Source organism: Nonomuraea sp. B208, from assembly GCF_057536035.1.
Window position 1 is genome coordinate 48,429 of record NZ_BAAJOU010000014.1, and the last position, 18,074, is coordinate 66,502.

Genomic DNA, 18,074 nt, shown 5'->3' on the forward strand with positions numbered 1-18,074 from the left:
GCCGCTGCCGATCAGTGACGCGGCTCACCGCAGAGGTCTGATGGTTCGGGCACGTCACTCATCGAGGGCGCGGCGGCGAAGGGGCACCGGGTCGGTGGCGAAGCGCGCGGCGCGTGGCGCGCGTTCGTCCCCGAAGCGGCGGGTGAGGATGTCGTACAGCTCCGGGCGCCGTCCCTGCATCCAGCGCCGGCCCGTCGAGAGCGGCAGCAGGGTGAGATCGAGGTCGGCGACGACCAGGTCGTCGCCCGCCTTCCAGGTCTCGGCGAGGATGCGGCCGTAAGGGTCGATGATCATGGCGTTCCCGGTGCGGATCTCGCCGTCGTCCTCCCCGACGCCGTTGCTGAACACGACGAACACCCCGTTGTCGTGCGCCCGGGAGGGCAGCCAGCGCATCAGCCACTCGCGCCCGCTGGGGCCGCGCAGCTCGGCCTCGATCGCCTGCGGGTCCTGGTGCCGGCCGCGCCAGAGCGGTACGGGGATCGACCGCATCCCGTGCGGGCTGCGGGAGTCGGTGCCACCGGTCTGGTGGGGCGCCAGCAGCACCGAGGCGCCCATCAGTGCCGTGGCCCTGACGTTCTCGACCAGGTTGTTGTCCCAGCAGATGAGGACACCCATGCGTACGCCCCAGGGCGTGTCGAAGACGGTGTAGGCGTCGCCGCTGTCAATGGCCGGGTGCTCGAAGGCGTGCAGCTTGCGGTGCCGGTGCACCCGCCCGTCCGGCAGGCAGACGGCGTAGCTGTTGAACAGCCGGCCCTCCTCGCCGGCCTCCAGGAAGCCCACGCCCGCGGCGACCCCCCGCGCGAGTGCCAGTTCGCGGACCGCGGCGACGGACGGGCCGTCCACCGGCTCGGCCAGCGCCCGCAGCCGCTCGGCCGGATGCCTGCGCAGATGCCAGTACCCCAGCAGGCACATTTCGGGAAAGGCCACGACCTGGGCCCCCTGCTCCGCCGCGGCCCGCAGGTGCTGCTCGATCTGGGCCAGGTTGTACGCCTTGTCGTCGGGCCGAAGCTCGAACTGCACGCTGGCGCAGCGCAGGGCCGCCGCGGAACCGCCGCCCATGTCGTCGCTCCGTCTCATGAACACTCTCCCGTTCTCGCTTCCAGTGCACCAGCAGACCGCATCGCCCTCCCATGCGTCCAATGAATCATTTGTGGCGTTCGATAGATTGGGCGAATGGATCTCGGCCTGCTCCGCGCCTTCCTCGCCGTCACCGAGCACCGTCACTACGGCCGCGCCGCCGACCGGCTCAGCATCACCCAGCCGACACTCACCAAGCAGATCCAGACCCTGGAGGCGCAGGTGGGCGGCCGGCTGTTCGACCGTGGACGGCACGGCGCCACGCCGACGCGGCTGGGCGCCCTGCTGCTGCCCGAGGCGCAGTCCCTCGTCCGGCACGCCGACGCGCTCACCCAGCGGATGACGAGGATGGCACGCGGCGAGGCCGGCACCCTGACGGTCGGCTTCGGGCTGTCGAGCATCGACCTGGTTCCCCGCCTGGTCGCCGCCTTCCGGCAGCGTTGTCCCGGCGCGCACGTCACCCTCGACGACATGTCCTCCCAGCGGCAGCTCGACGAGATCAGGGCGGGCCGGCTCGACGTCGGCTTCGTCCGTCCGCCCCGCGAAGCCGGCTGGGAGCACCTGCCCGTGGGCACCGACCGCCTCGCCCTCGCCCATGCCGGCGAGCCTCCGCCACGGCCCGCGGACCTTCCCGGATGGGTCGCCCGCCATGACTTCCTGCAGTTGGCGCAGGTGAAAGGGCCGGGGTTGGCAGGGCAGATCGACCGCTTCTGCGACGCCACCGGGATCCGTCCCACCGTCATCCAGGAGGCGCACGACCTGCAGACCGTCCTGGCGCTGGTGGCGGCGGAGGCGGGCGCCGCGTTCGTGCCGGCCAGCGCCGCCCGCATCGCGCCGGCCCCGGTCACGATCACGCCGATCGGGCATCCGGCCGCCGCGTGGCAGATCTCGGCGGTGTGGAACCGTGAGCACATGCACGCTCTGACAGCCGGGTTTCTCGCGCTGATCCGCGAACAGCGGCCGGCGACCAGCCGTGACGCACGCAGGGAATAGCCGGGGCCTTCGGGGGATCAGGGGCGAGGTGGCGATGCGGCCCTGGCACCCGCGGGGCTTCTGGGGGAGAGTAGAGCAAGATCGGCGCAGGAGGAGGCGGCAGTGCGGCTCGGATTCAGCATCGGCACCCTCGGCCCCGTGGCGGCCGGCCACGACGCCCAGCTCACGCTGGTACGCGAGGCCGAACGGCTCGGCTACGACTCGGTGTGGGCGTCGGAAGGGTACGGCGTCGACCCGGTGACCACGATGGCCTGGCTGGCGGCCGGCACCGAGCGCATCGGCCTCGGCACCGGCGTGCTCCAGGTGACCGGCCGCACCGCGATCGCGGCGGCGATGGCCGCGACCACGGTCGACCGGGTCTCGGGCGGCCGGTTCCTGCTCGGGCTCGGCGCGTCGGGACCGCAGGTCGCCGAGGGCTGGCACGGCCAGCGCTACGAGCGGCCCCTGGCCCACCTGCGCGACTACGTGGCCGTCGTCCGCACCGCGCTCGCGGGCCGCCCGGTCGAGCACGCCGGCCCGGAGATCGTGCTGCCGCTGCCGGACAGCCGGGGCAAGGCGCTGAGCATGACGGTCTCGCCCGTCCGGCAGCCGCTGCCCGTCCACCTGGCCGCCATGGGGCCGAAGGCGGTCGCGCTGGCCGGGGAGATCGCCGACGGCTGGCTGCCCATCCACTTCCCGCCCGAGCACCTCGCCGAGACGATGGAGCACCTGCGCGCCGGAGCGGCCCGCGCCGGCCGCAACGCCTCCGAGGTGGAGGTCTCACCGATGGTCATGGCCATGGTCGACGACGACGCCGACTACGCCCGCGACCTGATCCGCCCGATGCTCGCGCTCTACCTCGGCGGCATGGGCACCCGGCAGGTCAACTTCTACAACCGGCTCGCGCACCGGCTCGGGTTCGGCCCGGCGGCGGCCCGCGTACGCGACGCCTACCTCGACGGCGACCTCGGCGAGGCGATGGAGGAGGTCCCGGACGACCTGGTCGACGCCCTGACGCTGTGCGGGACGCCCGCGCGGGTGCGCGAGCGGCTGGAGGACTACCGCAAGGCGGGCGCGACCCGGCTCATCGTCGGGCTGAACGCGCCCACCGTGGACGACCGCGCCGACCAGCTCGGGTGGCTGGCCGAGCTCAACACCTGAGCCCGGCCGACCAGGGTCACGCCCTGCCTCACGCCGGGGCGGGGGCCTGCGGCATCTCCTTCATCCGGGGGATCGGCGACATCGCCAGCACGATCATCGGCACGATCGCGCCGATCAGCGCGGCGGCCAGCACCACCGGCCGCATCCCCACGGCCTCGCCGAGCAGCCCGGCGACCAGCGCGCCGAGCGGCGCGGGCACCAGCCCCATCGCCCAGATGGTGGCGATGACCCGGCCGACCAGCTCGCGCGGCGTCGCCGACTGCAGCACGGTGATGTTGTTCACCACGAACACCTGCGTGCACAGCCCGACGAGCAACTGGGAGAGAGCCAGCACGCCGATCGCCAGCCAGAGCGGCCCGCCCGCCAGCGGCACCAGGATGAGCGCGCTGTTGCCGATCACCGTGGACCAGAACATGGTGGGCCCGGGCCCGGCCCGCTTCATCAGCCGCACCGACAGCCACGCCCCGGCGATGGCCCCGACCCCGCCGACCGCGAGCACCCCGCCGACCCAGCCGGCCGGCACGCCGGGACCCTCGATCAGGTACGGGATGAGCAGCGTCTGCAGGATGCCGATGTCGAAGAAGGAGTACACGGCGCTGGCGATGGCGAGCGGCCGGACCACGGGATGGGCCATCACCCAGCCGAACCCGGCCCGGATGGCCGCGATCATGGAGCCGCCGTCGTCGGGCGGCGGCGGGTCCTCGCGCTTGCGGATGGAGACGAGGAACAGCGCCGACAGGACGTAGCTGACCGCGTCCACGATGATGACCAGCGGCGCCGACCGGGTGGCGATGAGGAACCCGGCGAGGCTCGGCCCGACCGCCTTGGACACCGAGTCGCTGAGCTGCAGCTTGCTGTTGCCGTCACCGAGGTGCTCGGGAGCCACCAGCGCCGGCAGGTACGACCGGTAGGCGATCTCGAACAGCACCCCGAAGACGCCCATCACGAGCACGACGACGTACAGCCACCACAGCGTCAGCAGATCCATGACGAACAGCACCGGCACCGTGGCCAGCATGAACGCGCGGATGACGTCGCTCCAGATCAGCACCGGCCGCCGCCGCATCCGGTCCACCCAGACGCCGACGACGAAGAACAGCACCATCGGCAGCCTGGCCAGCGCGCCGAGCACGCCCATCTCGGCGACGGAGGCGTGCAGCCACAGGTAGGCGACGACCGGCATGGCGAGCACGGTCACCTGGGAGCCGACCAGCGACAGGCTCTCGCCGCTCCACAGCTTGAGGAAGTCGCGGTCGCGCCACAACGTGGCTGGCTCAGTCGTGGGGGGTGAGGCCATGGTCGATGCTGCTCCTCAGTTCGGCGGCCGCGAGGGCGACCCGGGGCTCGTACATGACGGTGAAGCGCTCGCCGTGGATGGGCGAGATGCGCAGGCGGCCGGTGACGACGTCCCGCCAGCCCATGTCGTCGGGCGGCACGCCCTCCGCGGCGGGGGAGAACAGCAGCACGTCCCCGTCGTAGGGGGCGTGCCGGTAGTGGCCGACGGCGTGCGCGTTGGCGCGGAAGACCTCGACGAACCGGCGGGCCTGGCGCAGGTCGGCGGTGTCGGGCTGCAGGGTGCCGGCCCGGGAGGCGGCGTCGATCACGGCCAGCAGCCGCTCGTCGGGGTCCATCCGGTGCAGCTCGTCCAGGTCGACCTGGACGTTGCCGCCGGCCAGGGCGTGGGTGAGCAGGACGGCGTCGTCCTCCAGCGAGGCGCGCAGCACCGGCTCGTCGGCGTCGCTGTAGAACAGCACGACGAGCGGCACCTCCTCGCCCAGCTCGCGCAGCCGGCGGGCGGTCTCCAGGGCGATGTTGCCGCCGATGCAGTAGCCGCCCAGCACGTACGGCCCGTGCGGCCGGACCTCCAGCAGGTGGGCGGTGTAGTCGTCCACCATCTCCGCCAGCGTGGCGTGCGGCCGCTCGCCGGGGGCGAGCCCGGCCGCCTGCACCGCGTACACGGGCTGGTCGGGGCCGAGGTGCCGGGTCAGCGGCAGGTAACGGAAGACCTGCCCGCCGAGCGCGTGGAACAGGAACACCGGGTCGCGCTCGCCGGTCGGCCGCAGCGGCACGATCCGCCGCGGCGCGCCGTCGTTGTCCTGCGGGCGGCGCAGCTCGGCGGCCAGCAGGGCGACGGTCGGCGCGGTGAGCACCGCCGACAGCGGCACCTCACGGCCCAGCTCCTTGCGCAGCCGCATGGTGAGGCGCAGGGCCAGCAGGGAGTGGCCGCCGAGGGCGAAGAAGTCGTCGTGCACGCCGATCGCGTCCACGCCGAGCGTCTCCTCCCACAGCGTGGCGAGCCGGGCCTCGAACGGGTCGCGCGGCGGCAGGTACGGCGCCCGCCCGCTCTCGCCGGGATCGGGCAGCGCGGCCCGGTCGAGCTTGCCGTTGGCGGTGACGGGCAGCGCGTCCAGCCGTACCCAGGTGGAGGGGACCATGTGCTCGGGCAGCCGCCTGCGCAGCGCCGGGGCGGGATCGACCGGCCCGTCGCCCTCGGGGACGACGTAGCCGACGAGCCGGTCGCCGCGCAGCACGACGACGGCCGCGCGGACGGCGGGGTCGGCGGCCAGCAGCGCCTCGATCTCGCCGAGCTCGACCCGCTGCCCGCGGATCTTGACCTGGAAGTCGGCCCTGCCGAGGTACTGGACCTCGCCCGAAGGCAGCCAGCGGGCCACGTCGCCGGTTCGGTAGAGGCGGGCGCCGGGCGGCCCGTACGGGTCGGGGACGAACCGTTCGGCGGTGAGCGCGGGCCGGCTCACGTAGCCGCGGGCGAGCTGCACGCCGCCCAGGCAGAGCTCGCCCGGGGTGCCGACGGGCACGCGGCGGCCGTCCGGGCCGAGCACCTCCAGGCGGGTGTTGGCGACGGGCCGGCCGATGGGCACCAGCGGCTCGCCCGGCTCGTACGGATGCCAGGTGACGTCCACGGCCGCCTCCGTGGGCCCGTACAGGTTGTGCAGCCCGGTGCCCGGCAGCCGGTCGTGGCAGCGCGCGGCCAGCTCCGCGCCCAGTGCCTCGCCGGAGCAGATGAGCCGGCGCAGCGGCGGCAGCTCGGGCTCGTCCAGGAACAGCTCCAGCATGGACGGCACGAAGTGCATGGTGGTGACGCCGTGGGCGGCGGCGAGCCCGGCCAGCCTGGCGCCGTCGCGGTGCGCGTCCGGCTCGGCGACCACCAGCCCCGCGCCGGTCATCAGCGGCCAGAACAGCTCCCACACCGACACGTCGAACGACAGCGGCGTCTTGTGCAGCACGCGCTCGTCCGCGCCCAGCCCGAACGCCTCCTGCATCCAGCGCAGCCGGTTGGCGATCGCCCGGTGGGACACGCCGACGCCCTTGGGCCGGCCCGTGGACCCCGAGGTGAAGATCACGTACGCGAGCGCGTCGGGAGCCACCCGCACCGGCGGCCGGTCCTCCTCCCCGAGACCGTCGAGGGACAGGGCGACCCCCTCGGGAAGGCCCGCCGCGCCGCCGGTCAGCACCGTGCGCGCCCCCGCGTCCTCGATCATGTACGCCACCCGCTCCGCCGGCAGCCCCGGCTCCAGCGGCAGGTAGGCGGCACCGGCCCCGAGCACGCCGAGCAGGGCGGGCAGCAGGAGGGGGCCGCGTTCGAGATGGACGCCGACGACGTCGCCGGGCCGGACCCCGGCCGCCGCCAGCCGCGCGGAGACGGCCCCGGCCCGCCCGGCCAGCTCCCGGTAGCTGATCCACGTGCCGTCGTAGCAGACGGCGGGCGCGTCGGGGGTGCGCGCCGCCTGCTCGCCGATCAGCTTGTGCAGCGTCGCCTCCGGCCAGTCGCGGGCGGTGGCGTTCCAGCCGTCGATCGCGGCGGCGTCCCGCCCCAGGTACGGCTCGGCGGGCCGCGGATCCGCGGCCGGATCGGCGGCCTGGCCGAGCGCGGTCAGGTAGTGCTCGCCGATCCGCGCGATCTGCCCGGCCCCGAACTGCCCCCGGTCGTAGGTGAGGGTGAGGTCGAAGCCGCCGTGCTCGCGCGAGCGGCTGAACGCGGCGGCGAACGGCACGTCGGTCTGCTCGAAGAAGTCCTGCCCCACGATCTCAACGCCGGGACCCGCCCCCGGCAGGCCCTGGTAGACGTGGAAGTCGCGGAAGTCGAACAGCACGTCCAGCAGCGGGGACCGGCCCGCGTCCCGCTGGATCTCGAACAGCGGGTAGCGCCGGTGCGGCAGCAGCGCCACCTCCGCCTCGAACACCTGCCGCGCCAGCGCCGCCCACGTCGGCGCGGTCACGTCCAGGCGCAGCGGCACGGTGTTGAGGAACAGCCCGAGCACCTCCTCACCGGCCTCGCGCTCCGGCCGGCTGTGCGTGACCAGGCCGGTCATCACCTCGCTCGCGCCCGTCACCAGCGCGAGCACCCGCAGGTGGGCGGCCAGCAGCAGGGTGCGCAGCGGCACCGCCAGCTCCCTGGCGGCCGCGCCGAGCCGCTCCAGCAGCTCCGCGGGCAGCGGCAGCCGCAGCACCTCGGCCCCCGGCTCGCCGTGCGGGCCGTGCGGGCCCGGCAGGCGCGGCAGCCGCGTGTCCGGCGCGTCCGCCACCCGCTCCCGCCAGAACGCGCGCGTCTCGGGCGCGGCCACGGCGGCGCGCTCGTCGGCCACCAGCTCGCGGAAGGCCGCGCCGGGCGGGGCGACCGGCAGCGGCTCGCCGGTCAGGTGCCCGTGGTAGCGCCGCAGCAGCTCGGTGACCAGGGCCGCGACGCTCCACCCGTCCAGGATGGCGTGGTGGAAGCTCAGGCTGAACGCGAACAGCTCCGCCGCCAGCACGTGCACGTGCGCGCGGGCCAGCGGCGGCGACGCCCAGTCGAACGGCCGCCGCTTCTCCGCCTCCGACCACGCCGCCAGCCGCCGCCCGGCCTCCGGGTCGCCGGACAGGTCCGTCACCTCCAGCGGCAGCGTGGCCGCGCGGTGCACGAGCTGCAACGGCTCGCTGAACCCGGTCAGGTCGAACGAGGTGCGCAGCACGGGATGGCGGGCGGTCACCTCGGCGAGCGCCGCGCGGAACGCCCCGGCGTCGAACCGGCCGCGCAGCGTGATCGTGGTCAGGTCGTGGTAGGTGGCGGCGTCCGGCTCGTACGCACTGTGGTAGAGCATCCCCGCCTGCAGCGCGGCCAGAGGGTAGGCGTCCTCCAGGCCGCGCGCGGCTCCCGTCGTCACGGTCATCGCGCCTCGCCTTCCAGCAGTCGTGCCAGGTCCTCGGGGTTGAGCAGGCCGAACGGCCGCTCCGGTGGGGCTTGCGCGGGCTCACTCGCCGGCTCACTCCTTGGCGCGGTGCCCAGCCGCCCGGCCAGCTCCCTGACGGTCTGGTGGCGGAAGAGCTGTTCCAGCCGGACCGCGTACCCGGCCTCGCGCAGGCGGGCGACCACCTTGAGGCTGCGGATGGAGTCGCCGCCGACGGCGAAGAAGTTGTCGTGGGCCGAGACCCGCTCCAGCCCGAGCACGCCGCGCCAGGCGGCGGCGACCGCCCGCTCGGCTGCCCCCTCCGGTTCGGCGTGCCCGGCGGACTCGGCGGCGCGCGGGTCGGGGAGCGCGTTCCTGTCGAGCTTGCCGCTGCGGTTGAGCGGCAGCTCGGCGAGCACCGTCCACGTCCTCGGGATCAGGTGGTCGGGCAGCGTGTCCCGCAGTAGCGCCTCCCATCCGCCGCCGGGATCGGCCGGGTCGGCGGGCACCACGTACCCGGCCAGGCGCAATCCGGCGGGGTCGGCGACGGCGCGGACGGCGGCGGCGCGCACGCCCGGCAACGCCGCCAGCGCCGCCTCGATCTCGCCGAGCTCGACCCGCATGCCGCGGATCTTCACCTGGTGGTCGGCGCGGCCGAGGTATTCGATCTCGCCGTCGGGCCGCCACTGGGCCAGGTCGCCGGTGTCGTACAGCCGCCCGCCCGGCGGACCGTACGGGTCGGGGACGAACCGCTCGGCCGTCAGCGCCGGGCGGCCCACGTAGCCGCGGGCGAGCTGCACGCCGCCGATCCACAGGGTCCCCGGCACCCCGACGGGAACCCGGTTCATGCGCTCGTCGAGGATCTCCAGCCGGGTGTTCGGCACCGGCCGCCCGATCGGGACCGTGCGCTCGCCCGGCTGGTACGAATGCCAGGTGACGTCCACGGCCGCCTCCGTCGGCCCGTACAGGTTGTGCAGCGAGGCGCCGGGCAGCGCGGCGGCGAAGCGGGCGGCCAGGCCGGCGCCCAGCGCCTCGCCCGAGCAGACCACGGTGCGCAGCGCGCCGAGCCGCGCGCCCAGGCCGGGCTCGGCGAGGAAGGCGTCCAGCATCGACGGCACGAAGTGCACCGTGCTGACCGACTCGCGCTCCAGCAGGTCCGCCAGGTAGGCGGGGTCGGCGTGCCCGCCGGGCCGGGCGACCACCAGCCCCGCCCCGGTCATCAGCGGCCAGAACAGCTCCCACACCGACACGTCGAACGAGTACGGCGTCTTCAGCGCCACCCGGTCGTCCCCGGTGAGCCGGAAGGCGTCCTGCATCCAGCGCAGCCGGTTGACGATCGCCCGGTGCGAGACGCCGACGCCCTTGGGCCGCCCCGTGGACCCCGAGGTGAAGATCACGTACGCCAGGTCGTCCGGATGCGGCCGGACCTCGAGCGGCCCGCCGTCCTCGGCGGCGATCGCCGCGGCGTCCCGGTCGAGCAGCACCGCCGGGTCCGGCAGCCGGTGGGCGAGGGCGCCGGTCGTGACGGTCAGCCGCGCGCCCGCGTCGGCCAGCATCCCTGCCAGCCGCCCGGCCGGGTGGTCCGGTTCCAGCGGCAGGTACGCCGCCCCGGCCGCGACCACCGCGTGCACGGCGACCACGAGGTCCGTCCCGCGCTCCAGGCACACCCCGACGACCTCCCCGGGGCCCGCGCCGAGCGCCCGCAGCCGCCTGGCCAGCCGGTTCACCCGGCCGGCGAACTCCGCGTAGCCGATCCAGCCGCCGTCGCAGCCGACGGCGGGCGCGTCCGGCGTGCGGGCGGCCTGCGCGGCCAGCAGCTCCGGCAGCGTCGCGTCAGGGACGGCCGCGCCGGTGTCGTTGGCCCGCCGGATGAGCTCCAGCTCGGCCGGGGTGAGCAGCGGCAGGTCGGCGACCGGCCGGTCCGGCTCGGCGAGCGCGGCGGCGAGCAGGGCGCGGAAGTGGTCGGCGAAGCGCTCCATCCGGTCGTGGTCGAACAGGTCCGTCGCGTAGTGCAGCACGCCTGTGAGCCGGTCGCCGGCCTCCTCGATCACCAGGTGCAGGTCCGCCTGCGTCACCCCCGGATCGACGTCGAGGGTGCGCAGGGCGATCCCGGCGACGTCCGGCGGCGCGGGCGGCACGTTCTGGTAGGCGAGCATCACCTGGAACAGCGGGTTGCGGGCCAGGTCACGCTCCTCGGCCAGCTCCTGCACCAGCACCTCGAACGGCAGCTCGGCGTGCTCGTGCCCGTCCAGCACGCGCTCGCGCACGCGGGCCAGCAGCTCGGCGAAGCTCGGCGCGCCGGACAGGTCGCCGCGCAGCACCAGCGTGTTGAGGAAGAGCCCGGCCAGCTCCTCGACGTCCGGGTGGGACCGGCCGGAGACCGGCGCGCCGACCGGGATGTCGGCCCGGCCGGTGTAGCGGGCCAGCACCGCCTGGAACGCGGCCAGCACCACCATGAACGGCGTCACCTGCCGCTCCAGCGCCAGCGCGTGCGCCGCCGCCGTCGTCTCCGCGTCGATCGGGAACGTCAGCCGCCGCCCGTCCCCGCTCGCCCGCCCCTGCCGCTGCCGGTCGGCGGGCAGGTCCAGGCCGCCGGGCAGCCCGTCGAGCGCGTCCTTCCAGTACGCCAGGTCCGCCGACCGCTCCGCGACCCGCGCCCGGTGCCAGGCGGCGAAGTCCAGGTAGCGGGCGGGCAACGCCGGCAGCTCCGCGGGGGAGCCGGTGACCCGGGCCCGGTAGAGCTCCATCAGGTCGCGCAGCAGGATCGACAGGCTCCACCGGTCGGCGACGACGTGGTGCAAGGTGAGGTACAGGTCGTGCTCGTGCGCGCCGCGCCGGACCAGCGCGGCCCGCGCCAGGGGCCCGGCGGCCAGGTCGAAACGGTGCCGCGCCTCCTCCCGGCCCACGTCCTGGCCTGACAGGACGGCCAGCCGGGGCCTGCGGTCGCCCTCGCGCAGGACGGGCTCGCCGTCCTCGTCCGCGACGACCAGGCGCAGGGCGTCGTGCCGGTCCACCAGGTCGCCGAACGCGGCCGTCAGCGCCGCCACGTCCAGCGGCCCGGTCAGCCGCTCCGCCCAGGCGACGTTGTAGGCCGGGTTGCCGGGGTCGAGTTGGTCGAGGAACCACAGGCGGGCCTGCGCGTGCGAGGGCCGTACCGGCCCGGCGGGCGCGGGCGGGATCGGCTCCGGCTTGCCGCCCGCGCCGCCCAGGAGCGGGGCGAGGGCCGCGACGGTCGGGGTCGCGAAGCAGCGCCGCAGCGTCACCTCGGCCCCGTACGCCTCCCGCAGCCGCACCACCAGCCGCATGGCCAGCAGCGAGTGCCCGCCGAGGGCGAAGAAGTCGTCCTCCACCCCGAAGTCGTCGCGGCCGAGCAGCTCGGCCCAGACGCCGTGCAGGACGCGCTCGCCCGGCGTGCGCGGCGCCACGAACCCTCCGCTCTCCGTCGTGGCCCGTGGCGGGGGGAGCGCGTTGCGGTCGAGCTTGCCGCTGGGCAGGACGGGGAGGTCGGTGAGGGTGACGAACGCGGCGGGGATCATGGCGTCGGGCAGGCGGGCGCGCAGATGCGCACGCAGATCGGCCTCTTCACCGGCACCGGTGGTGTAGGCGACGAGTCCGCGTCCGCCGGGGGCGTCGTCGCGTACGGTGACGACGGCGCGGTGGACGGCGGAGTGTTCGGTGAGGACGGCGGCGATCTCGTCGGGTTCGATGCGGACGCCGCGGATCTTGACCTGGTGGTCGAGTCGGCCGAGGTATTCGAGGTGGCCGTCGGGGTGGCGGCGGACGAGATCGCCCGTGCGGTAGAGCCGTCCTCCCGGCGGGCCGAACGGGTCGGGGACGAAGCGTTCGGCGGTGAGCGCGGCCCGCCGGTGGTAGCCGCGGGTGACCCCGGCCCCGCCGAGCAGCAGCTCGCCGGGCACCCCGACCGGCACCGGCCGCAGCTCCCGGTCGACCACGTACGCCGTCGTGTTGGCGACCGGCCGGCCGATCGAGCCGCCCCGCCCGTCGGTGACCCGCCGCCTGGTGGACCACACGGTGGTCTCGGTGGGGCCGTACAGATCCCACACCTCGCCGGCGACGCCGAGCAGGCGGTCGGCGAGCGGGCCGGGCAGCGCCTCGCCGGTGCTGATCACGCGCGGCACCCCGTGGGCGAGCGCGGGCAGCAGCCCCTCCAGGACCGACGGCGTGGCCTGCACGGTGTGCAGCCCGCCGCGCCGGATCAGCTCGTGCACCCGCTCGACCTCGGTCGCCGAGGTGAGCACGACCGTCCCGCCGGTGACCAGCGGGCCGAAGAGCTCGATCATCGCGATGTCGAACGACACCGACGTCAGGAACAGGAACCGCGCGCCGGGCTCCAGTCCGGGCCGCTCGCGCACGTCGCCGAGCAGGCTCACCAGCCCCCGGTGCGGCACCACGACGCCTTTGGCCCGGCCGGTGGAGCCGGAGGTGTAGATCAGGTACGCGGCCTGATCAGGATGGAACTCCAGCGCGGGCCCCGGACCGGCCTCCCAGACCGCCTGGTCCAGGAGGAGGACCCGCGCGGTGCCCGGCAGGCGGTCCCGCAGAGCCGCGACGGTGAGCACCAGGGCGGCGCCCGAGTCGGTGACGAGCTCCTCCAGGCGGCCGGGCGGATAGCCGGGATCCAGCGGCACGTAGCAGCCGCCCGCCTTCAGCACGGCCAGCAGCGCCACCACCAGGTCAGGGTCGCGCGGCAGGCACACGCCGACCCGCGTCTCCCCGCCGACGCCGAGCGCCCGCAGCTCGGCGGCCAGGCCGTTCGCGCGGGACTCCAGCTCCGCGTAGGTGAGGACGGCCCCGTCCTCGCCCTCGACGGCGCACGCGCCGGGCGAGCGGGCGGCCTGCTCGGCGACCAGGTGGTGGATGCCGCGCTCCGGGTAGGGGACGGCGGCGCCGTTCCAGGCGTGCAGGGTGTCGTGGAGCTCGGCCGCGTCCATGAGCGGCAGCTCCGACAGCCGCAGGTCCGGCGCGGTGACGGCGGCCCCCAGCAGCGTGCGCAGGTGCGCGGCCAGGCGGCGGGCCCGGTCGTCGTCGAACAGGTCTGTCGCGTAGTCGAGCACGCACAGCAGCGAGCCGTCCTGGCGCTCCTCCACGATCAGGTCCAGGTCGAACATGGCGGTGCCGGGCCGCACGTCCAGGCGTTCCAGGCGCAGGCCGGGCAGCTCGGCCGGCGGCGCGGGCGTGTTCTGGTAGGCGAGCATGACCTGGAAGAGCGGGTTGCGGGACAGGTCCCGGCCGCTCGACAGCTCCTCCACCAGCGTCTCGAACGGCAGCCCCGCATGGTCGAACGCGTCCAGCGTCCGCTCCCTCGCGCGGCGTACCAGCTCGGTGAAGGCCGGGTCGCCGGACAGGTCGCCGCGCAGCACCACCGTGTTGAGGAACAGGCCGACGGTCTGGTCCAGGGAGGCGTCCGGCCGGGTGGAGACCGGCGTGCCGATCGGGATGTCGGGCTGCCCGGTGTAGCGGGCGAGCAGCGCCTGCATCCCGGCGAGCAGCACCATGAACGGCGTGGCGCGCTGCCCGGCGGCCAGGGCGCGGAGGCCGGCGGTGAGCTCGGCGTCCAGCTCGAACAGCAGGCGGCGGCCCCGGTTCGACTGCATCGGCGGGCGCGGCCGGTCGGCGGGCAGGTCGAGCGCGTCGGGCAGGCCGCCGAGCGCCGCCCGCCAGTAGGCCAGGTCGCGCTCCCGCGACGGGCGGTCGCGCTGCCAGGCCACGTAACCGGCGTACGGCGCGGGCGGCGGAGGCATCGGCTCGCCGCTGTAGAGCCGGAACAGGTCGCGGAACAGGATCGCCACCGACCAGCGGTCGGCCAGGATGTGGTGCAGGGTCAGGATCAGCCGGTGCTCGCCGGGGGCGACGCGCAGCAGGCGGGCCCGGGTCAGGGGGCCGGCGCTCAGGTCGAAGGCGAACCGGGCCTCCTCGCGGGCGGCGGCGTCGGCCTCGGCGGCCGACATCTCCTCGACCCGCAGCACGGGCCGCACGGGGCCGGGGCCCTGCCGGGGCTCGCCGTCACGGGTCTCGACGACATGGGCCAGGATCGGGTGCCGCTCCACGAGCGCGTCGAACGCCGCCGCCAGCGCGGCCGCGTCCAGCTCGCCCACGATCCGGTACGCCCACGACAGGGTGTAGGCCGGATTGCCCGGATCAAGCTGATCGACCACCCAGAGCCGCCGCTGCGCATCCGACAGCGCCCCGTCTGCTGGAGCCCCGTCGGGGAGCGTCCCGCCCGGCGACGCCAGTGCTCCGCCCGCCGGCGCCTCGACAGGGGACTCGGCGTCCGGGCCGGGTCGCTTGCCCGCGCGGGCGCGCGCGAGGCGGGCCTCCAGTGCGGCGCGCTGTTCCGGGCTGAGCCCGGCCAGCCGCGCCCGTACCCCGTTCGCGTCGCTCACCGCTCCTCCTCCAGCAGTTCCAGCAGGCCGGCCTCGCTCAGCCCTTCTTCGAGCACCGCCAGCGCCTGCTCCTCGACGGTCGTCGCGTCGAAGCAGCGCCGCAGCGGCAGCTCCACCCCGAACGCCGCGTCGATCCGCCCGATGAGCCGCACCACGAGCAGCGAGTGACCGCCCAGCGCGAAGAAGTCGTCCGTCACCCCGACCCGCTCCCGCCCCAGCAGCTCGGCCCAGATCCCGGCCAGCGTCTCCTCCATCGGCGTGCGCGGCGCCACGAACCCTCCGCTGTCCGCCGTGGGGCGCGGTGGGGGGAGTGCGTTGCGGTCGAGCTTGCCGCTGGGCAGGACGGGGAGGTCGGTGAGGGTGACGAAGGCGGCGGGGATCATGGCGTCGGGGAGGCGGGCGCGCAGATGCGCACGTAGATCAGCCTCGTCGCCGGCACCGGTGGTGTAGGCGACGAGTCCGCGTCCGCCGGGGGCGTCGTCGCGTACGGTGACGACGGCGCGGTGGACGGCGGGGTGTTCGGTGAGGACGGCGGCGATCTCGTCGGGTTCGATGCGGACGCCGCGGATCTTGACCTGGTGGTCGAGCCGCCCGACGTACTCCAGCTGACCGTCCGCATGACGGCGCACGAGATCGCCTGTGCGGTAGAGCCGTCCGCCGGGCGGCCCGAACGGGTCGGGGACGAAGCGTTCGGCGGTGAGCGCGGCCCGCCGGTGGTAGCCGCGGGTGACCCCGGCCCCGCCGAGCAGCAGCTCACCGGGCACCCCGACCGGCACCGGCCGTAACTCCCGATCCACCACGTAAGCCGTCGTGTTCGCCAATGCCTCCCCGATCAGCATCACGTCAGGGGAGCGCGGCACCCGGTACGCCGTGGACCAGATGGTCGTCTCCGTGGGCCCGTAGAAGTTCCACAGCTCCCCGGCGACCTCCAGCAGCCGCGCCGCCAGTGTGACGGGCAGCGGCTCGCCGCCCAGGATGACGCGCGGCACCCCCGGCGGCAGGTGCTCCACCGCCAGGCTCGCCACCGACGGGGTGAGCTGCACCAGGTGCGCGTCCTCGGCCGCCCGGCGGAGCTCCTTGGGGGTGCGGGCGGCGTCCTCGGGCGCGATCACGAGCGTGCCGCCGGACAGCAGCGGCGTGAAGATCTCCAGCGCCGCGATGTCGAACGACAGCGACGTCAGATACAGGGCGCTGCCGCCGCCCAGCCGCCGGATCACGTCCGTGACCAGGTTGACCACGCCGCGATGCGGCACCTGCACCCCTTTGGGCCGCCCGGTGGAGCCGGAGGTGTAGATCAGGTAAGCGAGGTGATCGGGCCCCACCGACGACACGGGAGCCGTGGGCCGCGCCGGCTCGGGCCCGTCCAGCAGCAGCGCCGGCGGCCGCTCCACCGGCAGCCGGTCGAGCTGCGCCGACTCCGTGACCAGCAGCGCCGCGCCGGAGTCGGCCAGCAGGTACGCCAGCCGCTCCGCCGGGTACGCCGCGTCCAGCGGCAGGTAGCACCCGCCCGCCCGCAGCACCGCGAGCAGCGCGACGACCTGGGGCACCCCGCGCGGCAGGCACAGCGCCACGCACGTCTCGGCCCGCACGCCCGCCGCCGCGAGCCGCCCGGCCAGCGCTACGGCGCGGGCGTCCAGCTCGGCGTAGGTCAGTTCCTCGCCGTCCGGCCCGCGCACCGCCACCGCGCCGGGGGTGCGGGCCGCCTGCTCGGCGACCAGCTCGTGCAGGGTCCGCTCCGGGTATGCCGCCGCCGTGCCGTTCCAGCGGGTCAGCAGCTCGTGCCGCCGCTCCGCCGTCATCAGCGGCAGCTCCGACAGCCGGGTGCCGGGATCGGCGGCGGCGGCCTCCAGCACCAGCAGGTACGCCTCCGCCAGGCGGGCGATCGTGGCGGCGTCGAACAGCTCGGTGCTGTACTCGAAGTAGACGCCGGCGCCGTCGGCGGTCCTGACGACGTCCACGTTCAGGTCGAGCTGGGCGGTGCCGTTCGGGAACTGGCCGCGCGTGCTCATCGGCAGCAGGTTGAACCCCACCTGGTAGAGCGGCGTGCGGCTGGTGTCGCGTACCGGCTGGAGCGCCTCCACCAGCCGGTCGAACGGCGCCTCGGCGTGGTCGAGCGCGTCCAGCACGGTCTCGCGCACCCGATCGAGCAGCTCGCCGAACTCCGGGTCGCCGCCGAGGTCGGTGCGCAGCACGAGCGTGTTGACGAACATGCCGAGCAGCGGCTCGAACTCCGGCAGCTCGCGCCCGGCGACCGGCGTGCCGACCACGACGTCGTGCTGGCCGGCGTACCGGGACAGCACCGCCTTCAGCCCCGCGAGCAGCACCATGAACAGCGTCGCCCCGCGCCGCCTGGCCAGCGCTTCGAGCGCGCCGGTCAGACCGGCGGGCAGCGCCAGGTGGTGCTCGGCCCCGGCGTGCCCGCGCACCGCCGGGCGGGGCCGATCGGTGGGCAGCCCGAGGTCGGCCGGCAGGCCGGCGAGCCGGTCCCGCCAGTGACCGAGCTGGGCCGCGAGCACCCCGCCCGCCAGATGCTCGCGCTGCCAGGCGGCGTAGTCGGCGTACTGGACGGGCAGCTCGGGCAGCCGGGGCGGCCTGCCCTCGGCCCAGGCCGCGTCCAGCTCCTCCAGCTCCGCCGCGAAGTTCGTGGCCGAGCGGGCGTCGAACACGGCGTGGTGCACCACGAACACCAGCCGCTGCGCGGCCCCGCCCGGCATCCGCACCAGGTGCGCCCGCCACAGCGGCGCCCGCTCCAGCGCGAACGGCCGCCGCGCCAGCTCCCGCGCCAGCGCGCCGAACTCGCGCTCGGCCCGCTCGGGCGGCAGGCCGCGCAGGTCGGTCCGGGGGAGTGCGACCGGCAGCTCGACCTGGACGACCTGGACGAGCTCCCCGTCCTCGACGGCGAGGGCGGTGCGCAGCGTCTCGTGCCGCCGGACCAGCTCGCGCAGCATCCGCTCGCAGCGGTCCGGATCGTCCCGTTCGGGCAGCTCGATCACGGCGTTGATGTGGTACGCGGGCGCGCCGGGATCGAGCCGCGCCAGGAACCACAGCCGTTCCTGGGCGAACGAGGCGGGAAAGGCGTACGTGCCGGTCACCTGGGCCGCTCCTCTACTGCCCCAGGGCCTCGCGCAGGCTGCGCGGGCGCATGTCGGTCCAGACCCGTTCGACGTGGTCGAGGCAGTCCTGCTTCGCCCCCGAGAAGCCTTCCTCCCGCCAGCCCGCAGGCAGCGGGCGGTCGGCGAACCATATGGAGTACTGCTCCTCGTCGTTGACCACGACCTTGTACGTGCCGTCCGTCATG

At 75.1% G+C, this 18,074-nt stretch carries 8 protein-coding genes; 2 read left to right on the forward strand and 6 right to left on the reverse strand.

Annotated elements, in window-relative coordinates; genetic code table 11:
• Positions 1-54: 54 nt before the first annotated feature.
• Complete coding sequence (locus AC27IY_RS10845) at positions 55-1,077, reverse strand: nitrilase family protein (RefSeq protein ID WP_487177843.1); 1,023 nt, start codon at positions 1,075-1,077, stop codon at positions 55-57.
• A 96-nt stretch (positions 1,078-1,173) separates the two neighbouring features.
• Here AC27IY_RS10845 and AC27IY_RS10850 point away from each other — a divergent pair, with 96 nt between their 5' ends.
• Positions 1,174-2,070 carry a LysR family transcriptional regulator gene (locus AC27IY_RS10850; protein WP_487177844.1) on the forward strand — a complete coding sequence of 299 codons (897 nt, stop codon included), beginning with the start codon at positions 1,174-1,176 and terminating at the stop codon, positions 2,068-2,070.
• Positions 2,071-2,172: 102 nt separating this feature from the next.
• On the forward strand, positions 2,173-3,210 hold the full coding sequence (locus AC27IY_RS10855) for an LLM class F420-dependent oxidoreductase (RefSeq protein ID WP_364457339.1): 1,038 nt from the start codon (positions 2,173-2,175) through the stop codon (positions 3,208-3,210).
• 28 nt (positions 3,211-3,238) lie between these two features.
• Here AC27IY_RS10855 and AC27IY_RS10860 read toward each other — a convergent pair whose 3' ends face one another.
• The 5 genes from AC27IY_RS10860 to AC27IY_RS10880 are packed head-to-tail and all read right to left on the reverse strand — an operon-like array spanning position 3,239 to position 18,073.
• Positions 3,239-4,507 (reverse strand): MFS transporter, encoded by a 1,269-nt coding sequence (locus tag AC27IY_RS10860; RefSeq protein WP_423471380.1) that lies wholly within the window; start codon positions 4,505-4,507, stop codon positions 3,239-3,241.
• Positions 4,485-8,375: an amino acid adenylation domain-containing protein gene (locus AC27IY_RS10865; RefSeq protein ID WP_487177845.1), complete on the reverse strand. Its 3,891-nt coding sequence runs from the start codon at positions 8,373-8,375 to the stop codon at positions 4,485-4,487. The genes AC27IY_RS10860 and AC27IY_RS10865 overlap by 23 nt, the downstream gene beginning before the upstream one ends.
• Positions 8,372-14,776: an amino acid adenylation domain-containing protein gene (locus AC27IY_RS10870; protein ID WP_487177846.1), complete on the reverse strand. Its 6,405-nt coding sequence runs from the start codon at positions 14,774-14,776 to the stop codon at positions 8,372-8,374. The genes AC27IY_RS10865 and AC27IY_RS10870 overlap by 4 nt, the downstream gene beginning before the upstream one ends.
• Positions 14,773-17,868, reverse strand: coding sequence for an amino acid adenylation domain-containing protein (locus tag AC27IY_RS10875; protein ID WP_487177847.1), 3,096 nt, complete (start codon positions 17,866-17,868; stop codon positions 14,773-14,775). The genes AC27IY_RS10870 and AC27IY_RS10875 overlap by 4 nt, the downstream gene beginning before the upstream one ends.
• 13 nt (positions 17,869-17,881) lie before the next feature.
• A complete protein-coding gene (locus AC27IY_RS10880) occupies positions 17,882-18,073 on the reverse strand; it encodes an MbtH family protein (protein ID WP_344219442.1) in 192 nt (63 codons plus the stop codon).
• Position 18,074: the final 1 nt, after the last annotated feature.